The following is a 22,026-nucleotide window of genomic DNA, read 5'->3' on the forward strand; positions in this document are numbered from 1 at the left end:
GTGATCATCCTGCTCACGCTCGGCATCATCTTCCGCAGCCCGATCATCGCCTTCCTGCCGGTGCTCTCGGTCTTCGTCTACTCGATGGTCGCCGGGCCGCAGCGGGAGGACGTGCCCCCGCCGCACGGGGTCCGGCACGGGGCGGGGCACGGCGGGCAGTACGTCTTCCGGCACGTGCTGGCCCAGCAGGTGGCGTACCGTCACGTGCCCGGACCGCAGCGGGCCCGGCTGCACCGCCAGGCCGTCGAGGCGCTACGAGCCCTGACGCCCCCTCCGCTGGTCCAGATCGCCCACCACACGCTGGCCGCCGGGGACCGCGAGGCCTGGCTGCCCAGGGTGGAGGAGGCGGCCGAGCAGTCCATCGCGCTGGGCGACACCGGCACCGCCGCCGCCCTGCTCCACCAGGTGCTGGAGCAGCCCCACCTCTCCGCCGGCGACCGCTCCCGCACCGCGCTGGCCCTCGGCCGGATCGCGGTCAACGGGCCGGACCACCTGGCCAACGCCGCCGTGCTGCGCTCCATCCTGGCCGACCCCCGGCTGCCCACCGCCACCTGCGGCGAGATCCGGATGGACCTCGGCCTGCTGATGGTCAACCACGGTGGCGACCGCTCGGGTTACGAGGAGATCGCCCGCTCCATCGGCGAGTTGGAGTCCAAGCCGGAGAAGGCCGCCCGGGCGATGATCGCGATGGCGATGAACGAACGGGACGAGGCGGCGGCCCACTCCCGGGCCTGGCTGGAACGCGCCGAGCAGACCCTCGCCGCGAGCCCCGACCAGGCCGTGCGGGCGGCAGCCCGGGCCACCCGGCTGACCCTGCTGGCCCGGGACGGCGACCCGGCGGTCTGGGCCGAACTCGACCGCCTGCCGCGGCAGTCGGAGGACACCGACCTGCTGCGCCAGACCACCCGGGCGGTCTACAACGTCGGCGAGCTCGCCATCGAACTGGGCCACGACCAGCGGGCCGCCGAACTCCTGGCCGAGAGCCGGGAGTTGGCCCGCCGGGCGGACATCCCCTACCTGGAGTGTTACAGCCGGATCGCCCTGCTGCGGCTGGACGGGGTGGCCGGCCGGTGGGAGGGGATCGAACGGGGCTTCGCCGTACTGGCCGACCAGTACCCGGACATGGCGATGGCCGGGACGGAGCAGAGCCTCACCCTGGGCCGGCTGGCCACGGCCCGGGGCCGCACCGCCGAGGCCCTGCGCCACTACCGGGCCGCCGCCGAGTACGGCGAACGGGAGTCCCAGGTGACCTCCGCCGTCCGTGCCGCGGTCGGCCTGGCCGCCGTCCGGCTGGCCGAGGGCGCTCCGGAGGACGCCTGGGCCACCGTCACGCCGGCGGTGCGGCTGCTGGCCCGGGCGGGTGCGTGGGCGCGCGCCACCGGCCTGCTGCCGGTGGCGGTGGCCGCGGGCCTCGCCTGCGGGCAGGAGGCGGCCGCGACAGCCTTGGTGGAGCAGGCGGGGGAGGGCCTGCGAGGCCGGGACGGGCCAGGGGCGCGGGCCGAGCTGCACCTGGCCCACGGCCTGATCCAGGCGCAGGCCCAACCGGCCCTGGCCGTCGAGCACCTCACCACCGCCCGGGACATCTGGCGGGCCGTCGGCCGCCCCTACGAGGCCGCCAGGGCCGCCGAACTGCTGGCCCGCGCCCTGGCGGCCACCGAACGGGACCGGGCGGCCGCACACCTCACCGACGCCGTCGAGTCCTTCACCCGCCTCGGCGCCACCGCCGACACCGCCCGCTGCGGCCCCCTGCTCCGCGAGCTCGGCCTCACCCGCCCCGCCGCCCGCGGCCGCCAGGGCTACGGCTCCCGCCTCTCGCCCCGCGAACGCCAGGTCGCCGACCTCCTGGTCGAGGGCGCCACCAACCAGGCGATCGCCCAGGCGCTCTTCCTCTCCCCGCGCACCGTCGAACAGCACGTCGCCCACGTCCTGAAGAAGCTCGACACCACCCGCAAGACCATCTCCGACGTCCACCCGGGAGAGCGGGAGTAGCACGCGCCGGCATCAGCGCACCCGCTCGATCCGGCGCGGAGCCGCGCTGCCCTCCAGGTCGGCACAGGCGCGGACCACCTCGGCGCGGTCCCGCCGCGCCCCCGCGACACTGCCGAGGACCCGGCGGGTCCGTTCACGCTCCACGTCTACCACGGTGCGGTGGCGGATCCATGCCCGGGCGACCGCCGCGACGGTGCTGAGTACCGCGAGGGCGAGGGACAGCAGAGGGTGGTCGGAAATGATCGATCCCATGTCTCTTCTCCTCCAAGGACGATGAGCGATTGGCCGGAAGGCCGCGTCCAGAGTGTCGGGGGCGTCGAATTTCCCACTAGAGTGTGGAAAATCTGGGAAACAGAACTTCTGACCGGGTGGGGAGACCATGTCAGCGGGGCGTCCGCCCAAAGGTGAGCAGGAGTACTACCCGGAACTGCGGGAGTTGGCGACCTGGTTCCGACAGGCCTTGGCCAGTGCGGGTTACGGAACGCCGAACTCCTTCATCCGGACCGGGTTCGCGGGCAAAGCGGCCGTGTACGGCGTGCACAACGCCTCGCGTCTGTTGACCCTGGAATTCACCAAGGCGCTGGCGATCGCGCTCGGGCGTGACCCGGCCGAGGTGGTGCCGATCTGGACCCGGGCCAAAGAGGCCCGGGACCGAGCGACCACGGTGCAACAGGGGGCGAAGGCACCACGCCCGTCCTCCTGGAGCGAAGTCCCCGTGCCGGCGCTGGCCCTGCGCAACCTGTTGGAGGCGCAGGCAGCCTGGGTCGACCGACTGCCGTACGACATCCTGGACGTCAAGGAACCGCCGCTGTCGGCGATCTACGTCCGTCAGCAGATCAGGGCCATGGCGCTTGCCAGGGAGAGCGGTCCTGGTTCGGGGCACAGGGTTGAGGGCGACCCCCAGCAGGCACCTACCGAGCAGACCACGGCGCCCGGCAGGGATACCGTCCTCCCGCTGACTGAGGTGCTCGGCAGACCAGGGCACATCTTGGTGACGGGCGAGCCCGGCTCCGGAAAGTCCACACTCACCAGTCACTTGACCTGGTGGCTGTCGCGCATCTGGCTGCGGGAGAAGAGTCTGCTTGCCGCTCCCAGTGCCGAGCCACTGGTGCCACTGCGCATCGCGGCCCGTACCCTCGTGGGCCATTCGGGGTCGTGGAGCGCGGCACTGTGTGAGGCGACCAGGCAGAGCATGGGACACAGCTTGGTGGCCGACCCCGAACCGGGGCTGTTCGCCGAGCGGGTGCAGGGAGTCCGCTGGCTGGTGATGGTGGACGGGCTTGACGAGGTGACGGACCGCCAGGCCAGGAACCAGATCATCCGGACCATCTCGCAGCACGCCAGGACGGACGGTGCGTACCGGTTCCTGGTGACCACTCGGCCGCTGCCCGAGAACGAGCTGACTCCGTTGCGGACCGCCGCCTTCACTGAGTTCCAGGTGGAACCGTTCAGCCCGGCCGAACTGCGGGACTTCGCCGATCAGTGGTTCAGGGCTCAAGGGTTAGAGGAGCGGGAGACCGAAGCGGCAGTGGCGCGGTTCCTCCAGGAGACCGAGGACGGCCGGCTGAGCGAGCTGGTGCGGAACCCTCTGCTGGCGACCATCGCCGCCGTGAGCGCGACGATCGATCCCAGCCGATCGCTGCCAGCCAACCGAGTGAGCCTCTATCAGCTCTTCTTCGAGAACCTCCTCAACCGGAGCGCCGAGCGTGGTGGCGGTCGACAGCCGACCCCACTGGAGAGCTGGTTCCGCCGGTTCAGGCAGGAGCTGATCGAGGCGATCGCCCAGCATCGGATCGAGAGCGACGGATCGCTGGAGGCGGCAGCTCGCGAGTGGGCACGGCAACGCCTGCCCGAAGGCATCGGTACGGCTGGCCGCTGGGAGCCGGAGCTCCGGCAACTGCTGCTGGATTCCGGACTCCTGGTGCTCCAAGGCAACGACCTGCGATTTCTGCACCACTCCTTCGCGGAGTTTCTGGCGGCCCAGGCCTATGCCAGGGCGGTGCCTCCCGACTTTCCGGACCTGGACGCCTGGGTCGGCAGGGGGATCAGCGAGGCTGAGCACACGCTGGTGCTGTTCACCTTCCGGCTCTGGGCGGACCGGGAGGAGTGCGATGCGGACCTGATCGTGGATCACCTGCTGACTGGGATGCTCAACGCGTACAACCTGGCCAACCTCGCCGGACTACTGATCGCGGAGGGAGCCAAGGTCAGCGCTGGGAGAGTGTCGGTTGTCCTCCAGCGGCTGGAGGACAGCGCCCGGAGTGAGTTCCAAGAGGAGCAGCGGGTAAGGGCGTTCACCACGCTCGCGGGGTTGGCGAGCCTGCCGGAGGCGGGTGAGCGGCTGAGGAGGCTCGCAACGAGCCCCGTGCTCATGGTCACCCAGCGGCTCCAGGCTTTGGAGGCGTTGAGCCGGGTCGTCAGCCGTTCGGAGGCGGAAGAGCTGCTGGCGCGCATCCTGGGCGGGACCTACGGGGTCCTGCCGTCCGCGGCCAGGGTCGCTCGGACGATCGGTGTGGTGGCTCAGGACCTGGTGCGCCAGCGGGCGCTGTCGATGCAGGACGAGGTGTGGGTGGACAGTTGGGAGTGGGGCGTCGCGAGTAGGACTTTGGAGGTGCTGGGAAGGACGGAGGAGGTAGAGGATCTCGCGCGCCGTGTCCTGGCGGATCCCGGTGCACACCGAGCTGACATCGAATGGGCGGCGGAAGCTTGGCTGAAGGCCTCCAGCGGCCACTGCGCCGACGAGATCGTCGAGCTGGCCCTTCGGCGCCCCGCAGCTGACCATGAAGGGCGTGACGCACTGGCGCGCATGCTGGGGGATCACGGTGCACCCGTAGCAGCTGTCCGCCTTGCCCGCGTAGTCCTGACGGAGGGCAAAGCACAGGCGGCATTCATGAACAGCGCCGCGAAGATCCTGTCCCAGACCTCGGAAGGCGACGGTGCCGAGGTGATCCGGCTGGCTTGGGCGAATGTGACGCCGTCCGCAGGCCAGCCGCCGTACCTCAAAGCTTGGTTGGCCCGGTCGATTGCCGAGGCGGGAGCGCAGGGCCTGGCGGCCGAATGGGCCAAGGAGGTACTGACCACCTACTCCGGTGCGACCCACGAGATGTCGTTGGTGGTGGCCGCGTGGCTTGCCGCCGAGGGGAGCGCGGCAGCGCCCGAGATCATGAGGATATTGCGTGAGGGCGAGCTGCTCTCACCGCACGAGAGGTCGCGCTGTGCTCGAGAGCTGATGGACGCCGGAGCGGCCGCCGAGGGCCGGAGCATGGCCGAGTTGGCACTGCGGACGCCACTTCTCGGCAGCTCGTACTACGAAGAGGCCGCCACGGTACTTGTCAAGGCATTGTCCGCGGACGCCGGGATCGTTCTGGAGGAGATCGTGGCAGGCGAGGCCGGTGGCGATCCGGAGTGGCTGGACGGTGTGATCGAGGCCCTGGAGGAGGGCGGGGCAGGTCCGCTGCGTCCGTTGCGGCGCGCGCTGGCCCGGATGCTCGTGAGCCTGCCGACCGCGACGGGCAGTCAGCGTCTGGGCGCGCAGGGCACCTTGTTGGAGATCGAGGGCCTGGCCTATTTGCCCGAGATCGTCGCGGCTGTGAAGGGCAGCCCGCGCTTCTCCCTGAAGGACGTCCGCCACGCCGCGAAGGGGCTTGCGAACATGGGCCAGCGCGAGGCAGCGCTGGAGTGTTGGCAGTGGTGTTTGGAGATCCTGCGGCCTCCGGACAGTCAGGAGCTCGAGCTGTTGCAGGACATCCTTGCGGCGGACGTCGGCGCGGAGGCGGTCGGCTGGTTGCGGGAGATGAGTGTGCGGCCCGGGTTGAGTGACCTGAAGCGATTGCGACTCCGGCAGATGCTTGCCTGGCTGGAGCCGGCGCTCGCCCCGGAGGCATGAACCCAGAGCCGAAGCCTTTTGCTGACAGTTCGTCAGCAAGGGTTGACCGCGCACCGACACGGGCCTACAACGTAGGGACGCCGTCCGGAGGGCCCCAAGTCTTCGGGCGGGCACGAAAGTTCACCTTCTCGCCCCTACCGAGAAAGAGGCCTTTCCCATGCGCGCTCGCACCCACCTCGCCCTCGCGGCGGCGGCCGCCACCCTCGCCGTCGGTGCCCTCCCGGCCTCGGCGGCGGCACCCGCCCAGCCGGTGGCCGCCGCTGTCCTCAGCACCGGCGGCGCGGCCGGCCCGGCCGTCGCGGTCGGCGACGTCCTCACCGCTCCGCTGGTGTCCGGTGCCAAGGCCACCTTTTACTCGACCGCCGCCGGTGGCACCGGCGTCACCTGCGCGGTCTCCCAGTACACCTCCAAGGTCACCTCCAACCCCGCCGCTCCCGGCGTCGCGACCGCCGCGCTGACCGGACAGACCTTCAGTTCCTGTACGGCGAACGTCACCGGCGTCACCTCCGTCAAGAGCCTGACGGTCGGGAACCTGCCCTACACCGTCTCGGTCAGCGACGCGGCCGGCCTCCCGGTCACGATGGCCGGCGGCTCGGCCGGTCCGATCCAGGCGACGGCCGTGCTCAACTCCTGGTTCGGGACGCTGACCTGCACGTACCAGCTGAGCGGCGCCTTCACCGGCAGCGCCGACAACACGGCGCACAGCCTCTCCTTCCGCAACGAGTACTTCGTCAAGAGCGGCGGCTCGGGCCTCTGCCCCGGGGAGGGCTACTTCTCCGCGTCCTACGGGCCGGTCGCCGACAGCAGCCAGGCCGGCAGCCCGGTGGTCACCGTCAACTGACCTTCCCCGCAGGGCCTGTGCCCCGGCCGGACCCCCATCCGGCCGGGGCCTCGCCGTGCCGGTCCGGTACCGTCCCGGTATGGAGAGGACCACCGCGCTGCGCGGCATCGCCGCGAACGGCTCCCGGCTGACGCCGGAGGAGCTCGCCCGGAAGGCCACCGAGCTGGAGCTGCCGCTCGCCGACCTGTACGTGCTGGCGGGCCGTCAGGTGCCGGACGGGCTGCTGCCGCCGGAGCGTGACGCCGAGGTGGCGAGGGAGTTCGGGTACCGTGCCAGCCTCTGCGGCCACGGGGCGCTCGCGGAGCTGGAGGAGTTCGTGCGCGGGCTGCCGAGGCTGGCGGCGCCGGGGCCGTTCACGCAGTCGGGCGTCGGGCACGACCGGCCGTACGGCCCGGGGTTCGCCACGGTGTTCGCCGGGCTGATGCGCAACCGTGGCTTCGGGATCCGCTCGCTGCCGTTCGTCGGGCTGTCCCGGAGCACCCTGGTCCAGATGGTGCGGAACTACGAGGACGAGGGCATGAAGCCTCACCACGAGTACCAACTGTGCGCGGTGGCCGGGGTGTTGGGCTGGACACTGCGGGACCTCTTCGCGGTCGCGGGGGACCCGTTCGAGGACCGCCTCAGGCCGGTGATCCTCTGCCGTCACCTGGGCCGGGTGTTCGTGGCCGCCACCCACCTGACCACGGATCAGCTGGTCCAGGCCCTCGGGGAGGCGGACCGGCTGAGCGGCAGGCAGTACCAGGGAGTGTGGCGCGGGGTTTCCGAGGGCGACGTCGAGGGGTGTCCGGACTACCGCTGACGGCCACCGTCTTCGGGAGGTGTCGGCACGGGCGCCTCCATCTGCCTTTATTCGTACGACTCTTGACAGCGAGTCGGGGGCGCAGCACGCTCTGAGCAATGGGAGAGCGCTCTCCCGTTCATGTTCCGGTCACCCCCACCCCGACGCCGGAGAGTTCCCATGCCCGCATCACCAGTGCGCCCACCCGCCCTGGCCCTGCTGCTGGCGGTCACGCTGACCGCGGCCGCGCTGTTGTTCCTCCCGTCCGCCCGCGCCCAGGCCGCGCCGGTCCTGCTCTCGCAGGGCCGACCGGTGACGGCCTCCAGCACCGAGCACTACGGCACCGTCCCCGGCAACGCGGTGGACGGCGACGCCGGCACCCGGTGGTCCAGCGCGGCCGCCGATCCGCAGTGGCTCCAGGTCGACCTGGGCGCGGTCCGGACCGTCGGTCAGGTGGTCATCCGCTGGGAGACCGCGTACGCGAAGGCGTACCGGATCGAGCTCTCGGCGGACGCCACCTCCTGGACGACGGCCTACTCGACCACCACCGGACCGGGAGGTGTCGAGACCCTCGCGGTCTCGGGCCAGGGCCGCTACGTGCGCCTGTACGGGACCCAGCGGGCGACCCAGTACGGGTACTCCCTCTGGGAGTTCCAGGTCTACGGAAGCGACGGCGCAACGCCCACGCCCAGCCCGACCCCCAGTCCGACCCCCAGTCCGACCCCCACGCCGACACCCACCCAGGAGCCCGGCTGGAGCACGGTCTTCGCCGACACCTTCGACGGCGCCGCCGGTAGCCGGCCGGCCGCCGCCGACTGGACCGTGCAGACCGGCCGGTCCTACCCCGGTGGTCCGGCCGGCTGGGGCACCGGCGAGGTGCAGACCGCCACCGACGCCGCCGCCAACGTCGGGCTCGACGGTGCCGGACGGCTGACCCTGACGGCGCGCCGGGACGGTGCCGGGGCCTGGACCTCGGGGCGGGTGGAGAGCCGCCGCTCCGACTTCGCGGCCCCGGCGGGCGGCAAGCTGATGATCACCGTGAACGCCCGCCAGCCCGACGCCGCCGACGGCACCGGCTACTGGCCGTCGGTCCGGGTGATGGGCGCGGGGAACCGCGACGGGCTCAACACCCGGCCGGGAGCGGGGGAGTTGGACCTGCTGGAGGCGGTGAACGGCCACGACCGGCTCGGTGCCACCCTGCACTGCGGCAGCAACCCGGGCGGGGTCTGCAACGAGCCGAACGGTCTGACCAGCGGTCTGGCGAGCTGCCCGGGCTGCCGGAGCGCCGTGCACGAGTACGCGGTCGTGCTGGACCGCTCGACCGCCGACGAGCAGGTGCGGTGGTACCTGGACGGCCGTCAGGTCTGGCAGGTGAACGAGTCGCAGGTCGGCGTCGCGGCCTGGGACCGGGCCGTCCACCGGGGCTTCTACCTGGTGCTCAACCTCGGCATCGGCGGCGGCTATCCGGACGCGGTCTGCGGCTGCACCACGCCGACGGCCGCCACGACCCCCGGCGGGACGCTGGCCGTGGACTCCGTCACGGTCCGCAAGGCCGAGGGCCCGGCCCCGGCGCCGATGACCGACCCGGCGGTGCCGAGCGGCCGCTCGGTCGTCAAGGTGACCGGATCGCAGGGTAGTTGGGGTCTCTCGGTGAACGGTGCGCCGTACCAGGTGAAGGGCGTGACCTGGGGCCCGGCGGCCGCCGACGCCGTCGCGTACGTGCGCGAGCTCAAGGCGGCCGGGGTCAACACGGTGCGCACCTGGGGCACCGACGCGGGCAGCCGTCCGCTGCTGGACGCGGCCGCCGCGCACGGCCTCAAGGTGGTGGCCGGCTTCTGGCTCAACCAGGGGGCGGACTACGTGAACGACACGGCGTACAAGAACGCCACCCTGGACTCCGTCCGCCAGTGGGTCACCACCTACAAGGACCACCCCGGCGTCCTGATGTGGGACCTGGGCAACGAGGTGATCCTCACCGCGCAGGACCACACCTACAACGGCACCACGGTCGAGCAGCAGCGGGTCGCCTACGCGCAGTTCGTCGAGCAACTCGCCCGCGCCGTCCACGCGGTGGACCCCGACCACCCGGTCACCTCCACCGACGCCTACACCGGTGCCTGGGCCTACTACCGGGACCACACACCCAGCCTGGACCTGCTGGCCGTGAACGCCTACGGCTCGGTCTGCAACGTCCGGCAGGACTGGCTGAACGGCGGGTACGCCAAGCCCTACATCGTCACCGAGACCGGCCCGCGCGGCGAGTGGGAGGTGCCGAACGACGCCAACGGCGCCCCGACCGAGCCGACCGACGTGGAGAAGCGCGACGGCTACACCCGGGCCTGGGGCTGCATCACCGGCCACCCCGGCGTCGCGCTCGGCGCCACGATGTTCAACTACGGCCAGGAGTACGACTTCGCGGGCGTCTGGTACAATCTGACGCCGAACCGGTGGAAGCGGCTCGGCTTCCACGCCCTCGCGGCGGCGTACGGCGGATCGGCGGCGCAGGGGAACACCCCGCCGGTGATCTCCGCCCTGACGGCCGACGCCACGGTGGCGGCGGGCGGGAAGCTCACCCTGCGCGCCACCGTGACCGACCCGGACGCCGATCCGATCCGCTACCAAGTCCTGTACGGGACCCGCACCTTGGACGGTGGCGGCGGGCTCCGGCAGGCCGAGTGGACCGAGGGCGGCGACGGCACCTTCACCGTCACGGCTCCCCGGACGCTCGGGGTCTGGAAGGTCTACCTCCAGGCCCACGACGGCCACGGCAACGTCGGCATCGAGACCCGCACCGTCCGGGTGGTGCCCGGCTCCGCGCCGGGCACCGACCTCTCCACCGGCCGCCCGGCCACCGCCTCCTCCTACCAGGCCAACGGCAACGGCGCGCCCTACCCGCCGGCCAACGCCACCGACGGGAACTGGTCGACCCGGTGGGCCAGCGAGTGGAGCGACCCGCAGTGGCTCCAGGTGGACCTCGGCCGGGTGGCCACCGTGCGGCACGTCCGGCTCGGTTGGGAGTCCGCGTACGCCAAGGCGTACCAGGTGCAGTTCTCCTCCGACGGGACGCAGTGGACCACCGGGTACGCGACCACGACGGGCACCGGCGGGCTGGAGGACCTGGACGTCTCCGGCAGCGGGCGGTACGTGCGGGTGCTGATGACCCAGCGCGGCACCGCCTACGGCTACTCGTTGCACGAGTTCGGCGTCTACGCCTGACGGCTCGGCGGCTCGGCGGCTCGGCGGCCTGACGGCCGGTCAGCCCGGGTCGGCTTCCGCGCCCGGTGGCCGACCGGCCTCGGGACGGGCTTCCGCGCCCGACGGGCGGTCGGACAGCGGGAGCGCCTCCCCCCCCCCACAATCCCCTCGGCCCGGGCCTGCCCCACCCCGCCCGGTCCGGGGCCCCACCCATCCACCCGACCTGGAGGTCCGATGCGACCCCGATTCCTCTCGCGCGGTGCCCCGCGCGCGGCGCTGGCCGCCGCGTTCACCGCCGCGCTCGCCTTCGCCGGTCTGACCGGCGCGACCTGGCACGCGGCCGCGGCCGCCGACCCGCTGATCTCGCTCTCCAAGCCGGTGACGGCGTCCTCGATCGAGAGCGCCAACTTCCCGGCGGGGGCGGTGGTCGACAACGACCCCGCCACCCGGTGGGCCAGTGCGTGGAGCGACCCGCAGTGGATCCAGATCGACCTCGGCGGCCCGGCGACGGTCAGCAAGGTCGAGCTCCAGTGGGAGGCCGCGTACGCCAAGGCGTTCCGGATCCAGACCTCGCCGGACACGGTCAGCTGGAGCACGGTCTACGAGAACGCCGCCGCCACCGGCGGCACCCAGAGCCTGCCGGTCTCCGGCACCGGCCGGTACGTCCGGCTGACCGCCACCCAGCGGGCGAACGGCTACGGGTACTCGCTGTTCGAGTTCAAGGTCTACGGGCAGGTCACCACCCCGACCACGGGGTACGTGTACGCCGACCCGCCGGTGACCGGGGTGGTGCCCTCCACCTACCAGCCGCCGCACGCGTACTTCCACGAGTTCCAGGCCAACTGCACCGCCACCCACAACCTGCCGGACGACCCGATCGTCTACCCGGGCAAGGCCGGTGCCTCCCACCTGCACACCTTCCTCGGCAACCCGACCGTGACCGCGGGCTCCACGCTCGCCTCGCTGCAGTCCGGCACCACCACCTGCCTGGCACCCGGCGACAAGTCCGGGTACTGGATGCCGGCCGTGCTGGACGGCAACACCCCGGTGATGCCGAACAACCTCCAGACCATCTACTACAAGGGCGCGGTCACCGACTACACCAGCGTGCGGCCGTTCCCGCCGGGCCTGCGCTTCGTGGTCGGCAGCCCGACGGCCAGCGCCACCGAGTTCGCCACCAGCCCCGGCTACGTGGCCGGTTGGGAGTGCGGCGACGGCTACCACAGCGTCGACCTGCCGACGGCCTGCCCCGGCGGCGGTGACGTGGCGATCCGCTACCAGGCGCCGAGCTGCTGGAACGGCATCCACCTGGACACCCCCGACCACAAGAGCCACATGGCCTACCCGATCAACGGCGTCTGCCCGTCCACCCACCCGGTGGCGGTGCCGATGATCGAGTTCAAGGTCGGCTTCCCGGCCGATCTCAACCACCTGGCGCAGCTCCACCTCTCCAGCGGACGGGGCTTCACCTTCCACTACGACTTCTTCAACGCCTGGGACCCGCCGACCCTGGCGGCCCTGGTGAACCACTGCATCGTGGGCGGCCTCCAGTGCGACCCGCGCGGCTACGACCAGAACCAGCCGCAGAAGGGTGCCGCGCTGAACGCGCAGTACCGCCTGCCGTAGTCGGCCCGGCCGACCCACCGTCAGGCTCCGTGGTCCGCCCGCCCTCCACCTCCTACGGGTGGGTGGGCGGGCCACGGGGCCGTTCACATCCCCAGGAGGGGCCATGACCTGCCAACGCCGCATCCGACCGCCGCTCGCCGTCCTCGCCCTCCTGCTGGTGTCGGCGGGGTGCGGTGGCGGTGCTCCGGCGGAGGAGCACCACCACCACGTCGGGGCACCGGCCAGTGCGTCGGCGTCCGGGCCCTCGGAGGCGTCACGGATGGTCTGCGGGGGTTTCGTGCTGCGGCAGTTGGCCGGGGCACTCGGGAGCGAACCGGTCACGACACCGGCCGGGAGCTGGGACGGCCGTGTGTACAGGTGCCCGTACGTCTACGGAGAAGGGGAGTTGGTGCTCACCGTCCGGGAGTCGGGGGCGGACGCGGGTGCGGACTTCGAGGGGCTGCGGGCCTCCGGGGGAGTGGTGCGGGAGCTGACCGGGCTCGGGGAGGCGGCCTTCGTGCGGGCCGACGGGTCGACGGTGGTCCGCAAGGACGGGATGGTGCTGGTCGTGGACGTGAGCGGGCTGCCGGATCCTTTCGGGTTCCCGGCGCGCGGGAGGGCCGACCTTTCGGTCATGGCGGCGACCACGGTCATGACCTGCTGGAAGGAGCACGTTGTGAAGTAAGTGAGGAGGTCGTGAGTTGACTTGGCGTCAGATGACCGATTGTGGCCGATTTTTCATCATTGACGGTCGGTTGCTGGACATCCCCCAGAAGATTGGACGCCTCCTCCGTATGAGAGGTTGGCCCCGCCCATGCCATGGGCTTATGTATCCTTTATCTGATCTTGGGGAGTAGTTTTGCTACGCAACTCCCAGGCTTCGCACGCATACGCGGGCGGAGCCTTCTCTGTGCGCAGGGTGCGGCGAATAGCCGTGCTCGCCGCACTCGGGCTGGTGGTGGAGACCGGCGTCGCCCTGGGCGCGCTGAGTCCCGCCGTCGCCGTCGCCGAGACCAAGCCGCCGGTGGCTTCGCCCGTCAACGAGGCGCCTGACGAGGCATCGGCGCTGCTCGCCGCCCGGCTCAACAAGCGCCGGATCGAGGTGACCGGGGCCCGGACCGCCAACACCACGCTCTGGGCCAACCCCGAGGGCACGCTCACCCAGGAGGTGGCCGGCGGTCCGGTCCGCATGAAGGTCGGCGAGGCGTGGGTCCCGGTGGACACCACCCTGGTCGAGACGGCGGACGGCTCGGTCGCGCCGAAGGCGCACCCGGAGGGCCTGAAGTTCTCCGGCGGTGACGCGGCCGTCCAGGTCGGTGACGCCCTGCCGGGTACCACCCCGGCCGCGCCGGCCGACGTTCCGTCAGCGTTCGCGGCGCCCTCCGCCGCGGCGGCGCCCTCGGCCACGGCGACGCCCAGCGCGACGGCCTCGGCCCCGCAGCACGCCGCCCGTTCGGCGCTGCGCGCCGCCGCGCCCGCCGCCGACCCGAAGGCCCCGGCCGCCCCCGCCGAGCGCGAGCTCGTGAAGGTCGGCAACGGCGAGGCCCAGGTCGAGCTCGGTTGGCTCGGCAAGCTGCCCAAGCCCAAGCTGTCCGGCAACAAGGCCACCTACGTCAACGCCCGGCCGGGCGTGGACCTGGTGCTGGAGGCCACCCGGACCGGCTTCGAGCAGTACCTGGTCGTGAAGGACCGCAGCGCGGTCTCCCAGGCCGGGACGCTCAACCTCCCCCTGGACACGACCGGTTACTCGGTCGAGAAGCAGGACGACGGCGCGATCCACCTGGTGGATCACGTCGGCCACAAGCCCACCGTCAAGGTGCCGGCCCCCGTGATGTGGGACGCCGCCGTGGACGAGAAGTCCGGCGAACACCTGAACCGCGGCGCGGTCTCGATGGAGCTGCGCGGCCAGGGTGCGGACGCCGAGCTGGTGTTCACCGCCGACGCCGCGTTCCTCGCGGACCCGAAGACCGTGTACCCGGTCACCATCGACCCGACGGTGGACCTGGGCACCAACTTCGACACCTTCGTGCAGAAGGGCACCACCAGCGACCAGTCGTCCTCGACCGACCTCAAGGTCGGCACGTACGACGGCGGCACGACGGTGGCCCGCTCGTTCCTGCACTTCCCGACGTACGGGTTCCGCGGCAAGCAGATCCTCGGCGCCACGCTGAACCTGTACAACTACCACTCCGCCTCCTGCACGGCGAAGGAGTGGGAGGTCTGGAACACCAACTACGCCTCCACCGGGACCCGGTGGACCGCGCAGCCCGCCTGGGGCCAGGAGTACGCGTGGTCCTTCGACACCCGTGACACCGACTCCGGTGACGCGTACCAGTGCGCCAACAGCGACGGCAGCGGCTGGGTCAAGGCGGACGTCAAGAACCTGGCCGCGGCCTGGGCGGCGAACTCCAACGACTACAACGCCCTGGGCCTGAAGGCCGACAACGAGTCGGACTCACTCAGCTGGAAGCGCTTCTACTCCTCGGAGGGCGCCGCGCCGCCCTTCCTGTCGGTGACGTACAACTCCGTCCCGCCGACGCCGAGTTCGATGGACGTGCTGCCGTCGGTGCCGGGCAACCCGGCCTACACCAGCTCGGCCACCCCGCGCTTCCAGGTGCTGGCGGCCGACGCGGACGGCGGCAACGTCGGCGTCAACGTCGACCTCTGGAAGGGCTCCACCTTCGTCAACGGCATCTACCGGACCGTGCCCGCGGGCACCTACCTCCAGGTGACGCCGGCCGACCTCGGTGTGGCCAAGCTCGACGAGGACACCACCTACTCGATCTGGGGCCGCGTCTCCGACGCCAACTCCCAGTCCGGCTGGGTCGGCACCTCCTTCGTGGTCGACACCGTCAAGCCCGGTGCGCCGTTCGTCACCTCGCCGACCTATCCGGCCGACGGCCTGTGGCACGGCGGGGCCGGACAGGCGGGCCAGTTCACCTTCACGCCGGTGGCGGGCCTGACCGACCTGGTCGGGTTCGTCTACACCCTGGACGGTGCGGCACCGGTGACGGTCGCCGCCACCCAGACGATCACCACCTCCATCACCCCGGCCACCGATGGCAAGCACACCCTCAAGGTGCAGGCCAAGGACCGCGCGGGGAACCTCTCGGACGCGACCAGCTTCGCCTTCCAGGTGGGCCGGGCGGGTCTGACCTCGCCGGTGGACGGCAGCCAGTCCGCCAAGCGCGTGAAGCTCTCGGTGGACGCGCAGGCCGACCTCAAGCGGGTGGTCTACCAGTACCGCCGCGGCCCGGGCGCCACCGAGTACAACGTGCCGCTCACCAACCTCACCAAGGCCGACAACACCCCGGTCACCGACCCGAAGCCGCGCCTGGCCGACCTCGGCACGCACGCCAACTGGACGGTGGTCGACACCCTCGGCGACGCGGGCGGTGTGGTCCAGGTCCGGGCGCTGATGTTCCCGGAGGACGGGTCGGGCGCCGGCGTGGCCACGGGGTGGAACACCATGACGGTGGACCGGAACGCGGACGGCGCGGCCGGCTCCGAGGTCGGCCCGGGCTCGGTCAACCTGCTCACCGGCGACTTCTCGACCGACGTCACGGACGCCGACGAGTTCGGCATGTCGGTGAAGCGCACCTTCTCCTCGCGCGGTCTCGGCCGCGGCTGGCAGGCCCAGGGCGAGCGGCTGACGGCCAATCAGCGTCAGGTCTCCACCGACACCACCGGCTTCACGGCCGGGCAGGCGACGGTGGAGCGTTCCACCGCGCGCGGCCACGACAACTCCACCGACTCGCTGCGGGTCGTCCCGGCCGCGAGCGGCTGGGACTCCTTCGCCGCGCTCGGCCCGGAGTACACGCTGGGCCAGGGCATGAAGCCGGGCAAGACCTACCGGCTGAGCACCTGGATCTACGTCCCGTCGGCGACGGGTCTGGACACCAGCGCACTGCCGAACCGCGGTCTGCGGATCGTGGGTGTGTACAAGAGCGGTGGCACCTACGGCGAGACGGCCTCCTCGAAGGCCTCGTTCACCGACGGCTGGCAGCAGCTGACGCTGGACATGGTCGTGCCCAAGGACGCCACCGAGGCGTGGTTCCGGCTCTACAACGGCAACGTGGGCGGCAGCGGGAAGGAGGTCTTCTTCGACGACATCTCGCTGAAGGAGATCGTCGCCCCGTTCGGTCCGCAATGGGCGGGCGGTCCCGACGCGGGCACCGGCTCCGAGTACCGGTCGCTCTCCTTCCCGGAGTCCGACCTGGTCGAGATCAAGCACACCGACGACTCGGTCACCACCTTCGCCAAGGGCACCGACGGGACCTTCTTCCCGGAGCCCGGCGCGGAGTCGATGACCCTCACCACCCTGCCGACCCCGGCCGGCGCCCTCGTCACCTCCTTCGGGCAGTGCCTGGAGGTGCCGAACGGGGCCCCCGCCAACGGGGTCAACCCGCAGTACGCGCCCTGCACCGGTGCTCCCAACCAGCAGTGGACCTACGGGGCTGACCTGTCCCTGAAGGTGATGGGCTACTGCCTCGACAACCCGTGGGGCGCCACCGCCGACAACACCCGGATGGTGCTGTGGACCTGCGGTTCGGGCAGCCCGAACCAGCAGTGGAGCCTGCAGGCCAACAAGTCGTTGGTCAACGGCCAGTCCGGCAAGTGCCTGGACGCCAACCTCGGCGGCACCATCTGGTCGTGCTGGGGCGGTTCGTGGCAGATCTGGGACCTCCAGACCAACGGCACCGCGTACAAGCTGTCCGACCTGGACGGCTCGTACACGCTGTTCTCCCGCCAGGCGGGCTCCGAGGTCTACCAGGTGACGACGGAGACCGGCCCCGACGCCGCGTCGACCACCCGGTACTCCTACGACACCACCGACGGCCGCTCGCTGCCCAAGCGTGTGATCGCACCGGTCGAGCCCGGGGTCGACGACCTCAACGGCTGCACGGTGGACCCGCTGCCGCGCGGCTGCGAGGTCATGGACTACGACTACGCGACCACCACCACCGCCGTTGCCGGTACCCCCGGTGACTACGTGGACCGGGTCCGCTCGGTGAAGGTCTGGTCGTGGAACCCGGCCACCTCCAAGCAGGAGGCGGTGGAGGTCGCGCACTACCTGTACGACGAGCTGGGCCGGCCGGTGCAGGTCTGGGACCCGCGCCTGGCGACCCCGCTCAAGACCGGCTACACCTACGACAGTTCGGGTCGGGTCACCAAGTTCAGCCCGGCCGGCGAACTGCCGTGGGACGTGGACTACGGCCAGGCCGTCGGGGATCCCGACGCCGGCCGGTTGCTGAAGGTCCGTCGGGGAACCCTGGCGGCGGGCACCAAGAACCAGGTCAACGGCGAGATCGCGACCAAGGTGGTCTACGGCGTGCCGCTGACCCGTGGCGCGGGCGGCCCGTACGACATGGCCGGTGCCGACGTCGCCCAGTGGGCGCAGACCGACGCGCCGACGGACGCGACGGCGCTCTTCGGTCCCGAGGACGAGCCGGGCACGCACAGCGCCTCGGCCGCGACCCCGGGCCCCGACGGCTACAAGCCGGCCACTGTGCACTACCTCAACGCCTCCGGCAGCGAGGTCAACACCGCCACTCCGTCGGTGACCGCCAAGGGCGACATCGACACCAAGGAGTACGACCGGTACGGACACGTCGCCAGGTCCCTTGAGGCGACCAACCGTTCGATCGCACTGGGCACCCACCCGGACACCGCGCGGTTCGAGGCGGAGCTCGGCCTGCCGGCCGGCTCGGCGGACCGTGCCCGTCTGCTGGACTCGCGGACCGTTTACTCCCAGGACGGTCTGGACGTCACCGAGACGCTCGGCCCGCAGTACCGGGCGACCCTGGCCGAGACCATGGCGGGCCAGACCAACCCGGTCTCCGTCACCTCGGAGGCGGAGACGCTGCCCCAGCTTGGTGCCAACTACCCGCTGAAGATGGACGCCGACTGCTGCGGCCTGACCTGGTCCGGTGGTGCGCAGCTGAGCCTGCGCGGCACCGCGGCCGGCGCCGAGGACACCGTGCGGGTGAGCGTTCCCGAGGAGGGCGACTACGTCCTCAGCGGCCAGCTCACCAAGTACGAGGACCACGGCATCGTGCAGCTGTCGATCGACGGGACCAACCTCGGTTCCGCGGTCGACGAGTACTCCGCGACGCCGGCGGTGGCGCCGTTCACCACCGGTGCGCCGATCCACCTGACTCGCGGTGACCACTCGCTCAAGATGGTGGTGACCGGCACCAACACCGCCTCCACCGGCGAGCGGTTCCACGCGGGCTTCGACACCTTCACCCTGACCAAGACCACCGTCAACCCGACCATCCTGGCCGGGACTTCGGTGCTGGTCCGCGACCACAACACCAACACCTACGACGAAGGGAAGCCGGACGGCCGGGCCTACCACCTGGTCACCACCGCCACCGACGGCGCCCGCATCGACGGCTACGCCACCGACGCCGAGCTCCGCGTCACCAAGAACGGCTACGGCACCCCGATCGGCGGCACCTCCGGCTGGGTCCTCGGCACCCCGACCTCGGTGACCACCGACGCGGCCGGCCTGACACCGCTGACCGCGACCATCAAGTACGACGCCTCGGGCCACGCGCTCGAGTCGCGCAAGCCGGGCAGTGCGGGCACGGACGCCTCGACCGTGAAGACGGTCTTCTACACCGCTGGTGCCAATGCCGATGACGCGGCGTGCGGCAACCACCCCGAGTGGGCGGGCAACCCCTGCACCACCGGCCCGGGCGGCGTCATCACCGGGGCCGACTCGGCTCGGATGCCGACCACCCTGCCGGTCAAGCGGATCACCCGCTACTCCCGGTTCGGTGACGCGGAGGAGACCACCGAGACCAACGCGGGCAAGACCCGGAAGGCCGTGACCGTCTTCGACGGCGCGGACCGGATCGTGTCCACCGAGATCACCTCGGACGAGGGCCAGGCCCTCCCGGTGGTCACCACCGAGTACGACCCGGCCACCGGAGACATCGTCAAGACGTACTCCGGCAAGGGCACCGCCTCCGAGAAGTCCATCATCCGGAGTCAGGACGCCCTGGGCCGACTGATGTCCTACACGGACGCCGACGGTGGCACCACCACCACGGAGTTCGACAAGTTCGGCAAGCCGACCAAGGTCACCGACCCGACCGGCTTCACCAGTTACACCTACGACCGGGTCAAGGAGCCGCGTGGTCTGGTGACCTCGGTCAGCGACAGCCTCGCCGGCGAGTTCACCGCCAAGTACGGTCCGGACGGCCAGCTGACCGAACAGACCTACCCGGGCGGCATCGTCCGCAAGGACAGCTTCAACGCGGTCGGCAGTGCCACCGGCCGGAGCTACACCCGGACCTCGGACGGGGCGGTGATCTGGTCGCAGAGCGTCGAGGTCTCCACCCAGGGCGCGGTCGCCAAGGACACCTCGTCCACGGCCACCCGGGCGTACACCTACGACCGGTTGGGTCACCTGACCAAGGCGGAGCAGACCACGGTCGCCTCCGGCTGTGTGACGCGTCAGTACTCCTTCGACGGTCACTCCAATCGGACCAAGAAGGCGACCTCGCCGACCGGCACCGGTGGCTGCTCGACGGCCAACGCGGTCGAGGAGAACCACACCTACGACAGCGCGGACCGGATCGTCGACGCGGGCTTCTCCTACGACGCCTTCGGACGCACCGTCACCACCGGCACCGGCTCGACCAACACCTACTGGGCGAACGACAAGGTCGCGTCCCAGGTGAAGGGAGACGACAAGCAGGAGTGGGCCGTCGACATCGCCCACCGCCTGACCGCTTTCACCACCAGCCGGAAGCAGGCGGACGGCTCCTGGGCCAATTCCACCTCCAAGCTCAACCACTACGGTGACGACAGCGACGAGGTCCGCTGGACCATCGAGGACACCACCCAGGGCACCCTGACGCGGAACGTCTCGGGCCCGGACGCCGACCTGTCGGCGACCACCTCGAAGACCGGTGACGTCCAGCTCCAGCTGACCAACCTTCAGGGCAGCGTGGTGGTCACCACCGACACCGCGCTGACCAAGCCGGTGGTGCTGGACTTCGACGAGTTCGGCATCCCGCAGGACGGCCAGGCCAAGGTCCGCTACGGCTGGCTCGGCGGCAAGCAGCGCTCCGCCGAGGCCCTGGACGGCGACATCCTGATGGGTGCCCGCCTCTACAGCCCGGCGCTCGGCCGGTTCCTCCAGATCGACCCGCAGCCGGGTGGCAACGCCAGCCCGTACGACTACTGCTCGGGCGATCCGGTCAACTGCACCGACCTCGACGGCAACTGGGGCTTCTCCTTCAAGAAGGTCCTCAACGTCGTCGCCAAGGTCGCCGAAGTAGCCTCCTACATCCCCGGCCCCATCGGCGCGGTGGCGGCGGCGGTCTCCTCCGTCTCCTACGCGGCCACCGGCAACTGGGCCAAGGCCGGCGAAATGGCCATCACCGCGGCGGCGGGCCTCGTCGGCGCGAACACCGCCGTCAAGGCGGCCTTCACAGCGGTGAAGGCCACCAGAGCGGCGGCACGCGTCCAACGCGTGGCGTCATCGGCCCGGGCGGTCTTCCGGAGCAAGCCCGCACAGTGCTTGATCGGAAACTCCTTCAAGCCGGAAACGCCGGTCCTCATGGCCGACGGTAGCTATCTTCCGATCAGCCAGATCGAGGTGGGCGACTACGTGTCGGCCACCGACCCGGAGACCGGTGAGACGACTCCCGAGCCGGTCCTCGACGTCATCGTCGGATACGGCACCAAGCACCTGATCGACATCACTCTGGAGGGCGGCCAGGGCCTCGCGCCGCTGGAGGCGACCGCCGGCCATCCGTTCTGGGTGGTGGGTACCGGGTGGACCGACGCGCAGGCGCTGAGGCCCGGCGACCGGCTGCTCTCCTCGGAGGGCGTGACCGAGCAGGTCAGTGCGGTCCAGGACCGTGGCGACGTGGCCGATGAGCTCGTCTTCAACCTGTCCGTCGGTGATGTCCACACCTTCTCGGTGGGCTCCGGCGACGGCTTCTGGGTGGTCCACAACACCTGTGGCCACGGGCGGTTCTACGGTGCGAGCAAGAACTTCACCAAGGCCAGCAAGCGGATCATTCTGCGGATGAACGCGATGCGGAACGGCATTGCCCGGTGCGAGATCTGCGGTGTCCCGCTCAAGCCGTCCAAGAAGTCGATGAGGGGCGTCAAGAATCCGCCGTCCAACGAGTACCAGGCGGACCACAGGGTTCCCAAGAGCCAAGGCGGCACCAACTGCCCGATATGCAACGGCCAAGCACTGTGCCGAGGGTGCAACCGAACGTGGTCCAATAAGATCAAGGGGTGGCTGGGACGCCGATGAAAGGTGGTGAACGTGTTCTTCTCGCGGAAACCGAAAATCGCTCTGGTGCCGCAACCGGTACTGGACGGTGAGGAAATCGTCTCGGTGCTGAACGACTATGACGGCGACTGGGTCTGCTACGGCCGCACCGACGTCGCCCTCACCGAAGTGGCGGTGGTACACCGCAAGCACCTGTTCGAGCTCGATGCGACCATGCGGGACCTCCCGCGGATCCCACCGGGGCACATCGCCCGACGGGAAGGCCGAGGTAGCCCCTGGCGCATCGACCCGCCGGAGATGACCCGCGAGGAGTGGCTCGCGAGTTGAGCATCGCCGGGTGTGCCCACCGACCGCTGGGCACACCCGGACGACCGGGCCGCCGACACCCGCCCGGAGTGCTGGTAGGCTCCCGGCAGGTATCAGAACATCACACCTCTTAACAACAAACACCCTAAAAAAGATCT

Annotated in this window: 10 protein-coding genes; 9 read left to right on the forward strand and 1 reads right to left on the reverse strand. The window is 70.9% G+C overall.

Going from position 1 to position 22,026, the window contains the following annotated elements:
- Positions 1 to 1,989 (forward strand): LuxR C-terminal-related transcriptional regulator (locus ACWEPF_RS36345; protein ID WP_452175966.1); only part of this gene is annotated, 1,989 nt, incomplete at its 5' end.
- Positions 1,990 to 2,001: 12 nt separating this feature from the next.
- On the opposite strand, the gene ACWEPF_RS36350 is transcribed toward ACWEPF_RS36345, so the two are convergent.
- Positions 2,002 to 2,241, reverse strand: coding sequence for a hypothetical protein (locus tag ACWEPF_RS36350; protein WP_452175967.1), 240 nt, complete (start codon positions 2,239 to 2,241; stop codon positions 2,002 to 2,004).
- 127 nt (positions 2,242 to 2,368) lie between these two features.
- On the opposite strand from ACWEPF_RS36350, the gene ACWEPF_RS36355 reads away from it, so the two are divergent.
- From ACWEPF_RS36355 to ACWEPF_RS36390, 8 genes are all read left to right on the forward strand, one after another.
- Complete coding sequence (locus ACWEPF_RS36355; protein ID WP_452175968.1) at positions 2,369 to 5,875, forward strand: NACHT domain-containing protein; 3,507 nt, start codon at positions 2,369 to 2,371, stop codon at positions 5,873 to 5,875.
- 157 nt (positions 5,876 to 6,032) lie between these two features.
- Positions 6,033 to 6,716, forward strand: coding sequence for a Tat pathway signal sequence domain protein (locus ACWEPF_RS36360; protein ID WP_452175969.1), 684 nt, complete (start codon positions 6,033 to 6,035; stop codon positions 6,714 to 6,716).
- Positions 6,717 to 6,795: 79 nt separating this feature from the next.
- A complete protein-coding gene (locus ACWEPF_RS36365; protein WP_452175970.1) occupies positions 6,796 to 7,515 on the forward strand; it encodes a hypothetical protein in 720 nt (239 codons plus the stop codon).
- 159 nt (positions 7,516 to 7,674) lie between these two features.
- The gene (locus ACWEPF_RS36370; RefSeq protein WP_452175971.1) at positions 7,675 to 10,710 is read left to right on the forward strand and encodes a discoidin domain-containing protein; all 3,036 of its coding nucleotides are present in this window, start codon (positions 7,675 to 7,677) and stop codon (positions 10,708 to 10,710) included.
- Between the two features lie 213 nt (positions 10,711 to 10,923).
- Complete coding sequence (locus ACWEPF_RS36375) at positions 10,924 to 12,315, forward strand: DUF1996 domain-containing protein (RefSeq protein WP_449797166.1); 1,392 nt, start codon at positions 10,924 to 10,926, stop codon at positions 12,313 to 12,315.
- Between the two features lie 103 nt (positions 12,316 to 12,418).
- The gene (locus tag ACWEPF_RS36380; protein ID WP_452175972.1) at positions 12,419 to 12,979 is read left to right on the forward strand and encodes a hypothetical protein; all 561 of its coding nucleotides are present in this window, start codon (positions 12,419 to 12,421) and stop codon (positions 12,977 to 12,979) included.
- A 225-nt stretch (positions 12,980 to 13,204) separates the two neighbouring features.
- Positions 13,205 to 21,583, forward strand: a complete 8,379-nt coding sequence (locus ACWEPF_RS36385) for a DNRLRE domain-containing protein (protein WP_452175973.1) — start codon at positions 13,205 to 13,207, stop codon at positions 21,581 to 21,583.
- Between the two features lie 12 nt (positions 21,584 to 21,595).
- Complete coding sequence (locus ACWEPF_RS36390) at positions 21,596 to 21,889, forward strand: hypothetical protein (protein WP_452175974.1); 294 nt, start codon at positions 21,596 to 21,598, stop codon at positions 21,887 to 21,889.
- Positions 21,890 to 22,026: the final 137 nt, after the last annotated feature.

This window comes from Kitasatospora sp. NPDC004289 (genome assembly GCF_053602875.1).

Excerpts from the sequence above, each read along its gene's own strand:
- ACWEPF_RS36375 (WP_449797166.1), top strand. The coding sequence starts at position 10,924 with ATGCGACCCCGATTCCTCTCGCGCGGTGCCCCGCGCGCGGCGCTGGCC.
- ACWEPF_RS36370 (WP_452175971.1), top strand. The coding sequence starts at position 7,675 with ATGCCCGCATCACCAGTGCGCCCACCCGCCCTGGCCCTGCTGCTGGCG.
- ACWEPF_RS36350 (WP_452175967.1), bottom strand. The coding sequence starts at position 2,241 with ATGGGATCGATCATTTCCGACCACCCTCTGCTGTCCCTCGCCCTCGCG.
- ACWEPF_RS36355 (WP_452175968.1), top strand. The coding sequence starts at position 2,369 with ATGTCAGCGGGGCGTCCGCCCAAAGGTGAGCAGGAGTACTACCCGGAA.
- ACWEPF_RS36365 (WP_452175970.1), top strand. The coding sequence starts at position 6,796 with ATGGAGAGGACCACCGCGCTGCGCGGCATCGCCGCGAACGGCTCCCGG.
- ACWEPF_RS36380 (WP_452175972.1), top strand. The coding sequence starts at position 12,419 with ATGACCTGCCAACGCCGCATCCGACCGCCGCTCGCCGTCCTCGCCCTC.
- ACWEPF_RS36360 (WP_452175969.1), top strand. The coding sequence starts at position 6,033 with ATGCGCGCTCGCACCCACCTCGCCCTCGCGGCGGCGGCCGCCACCCTC.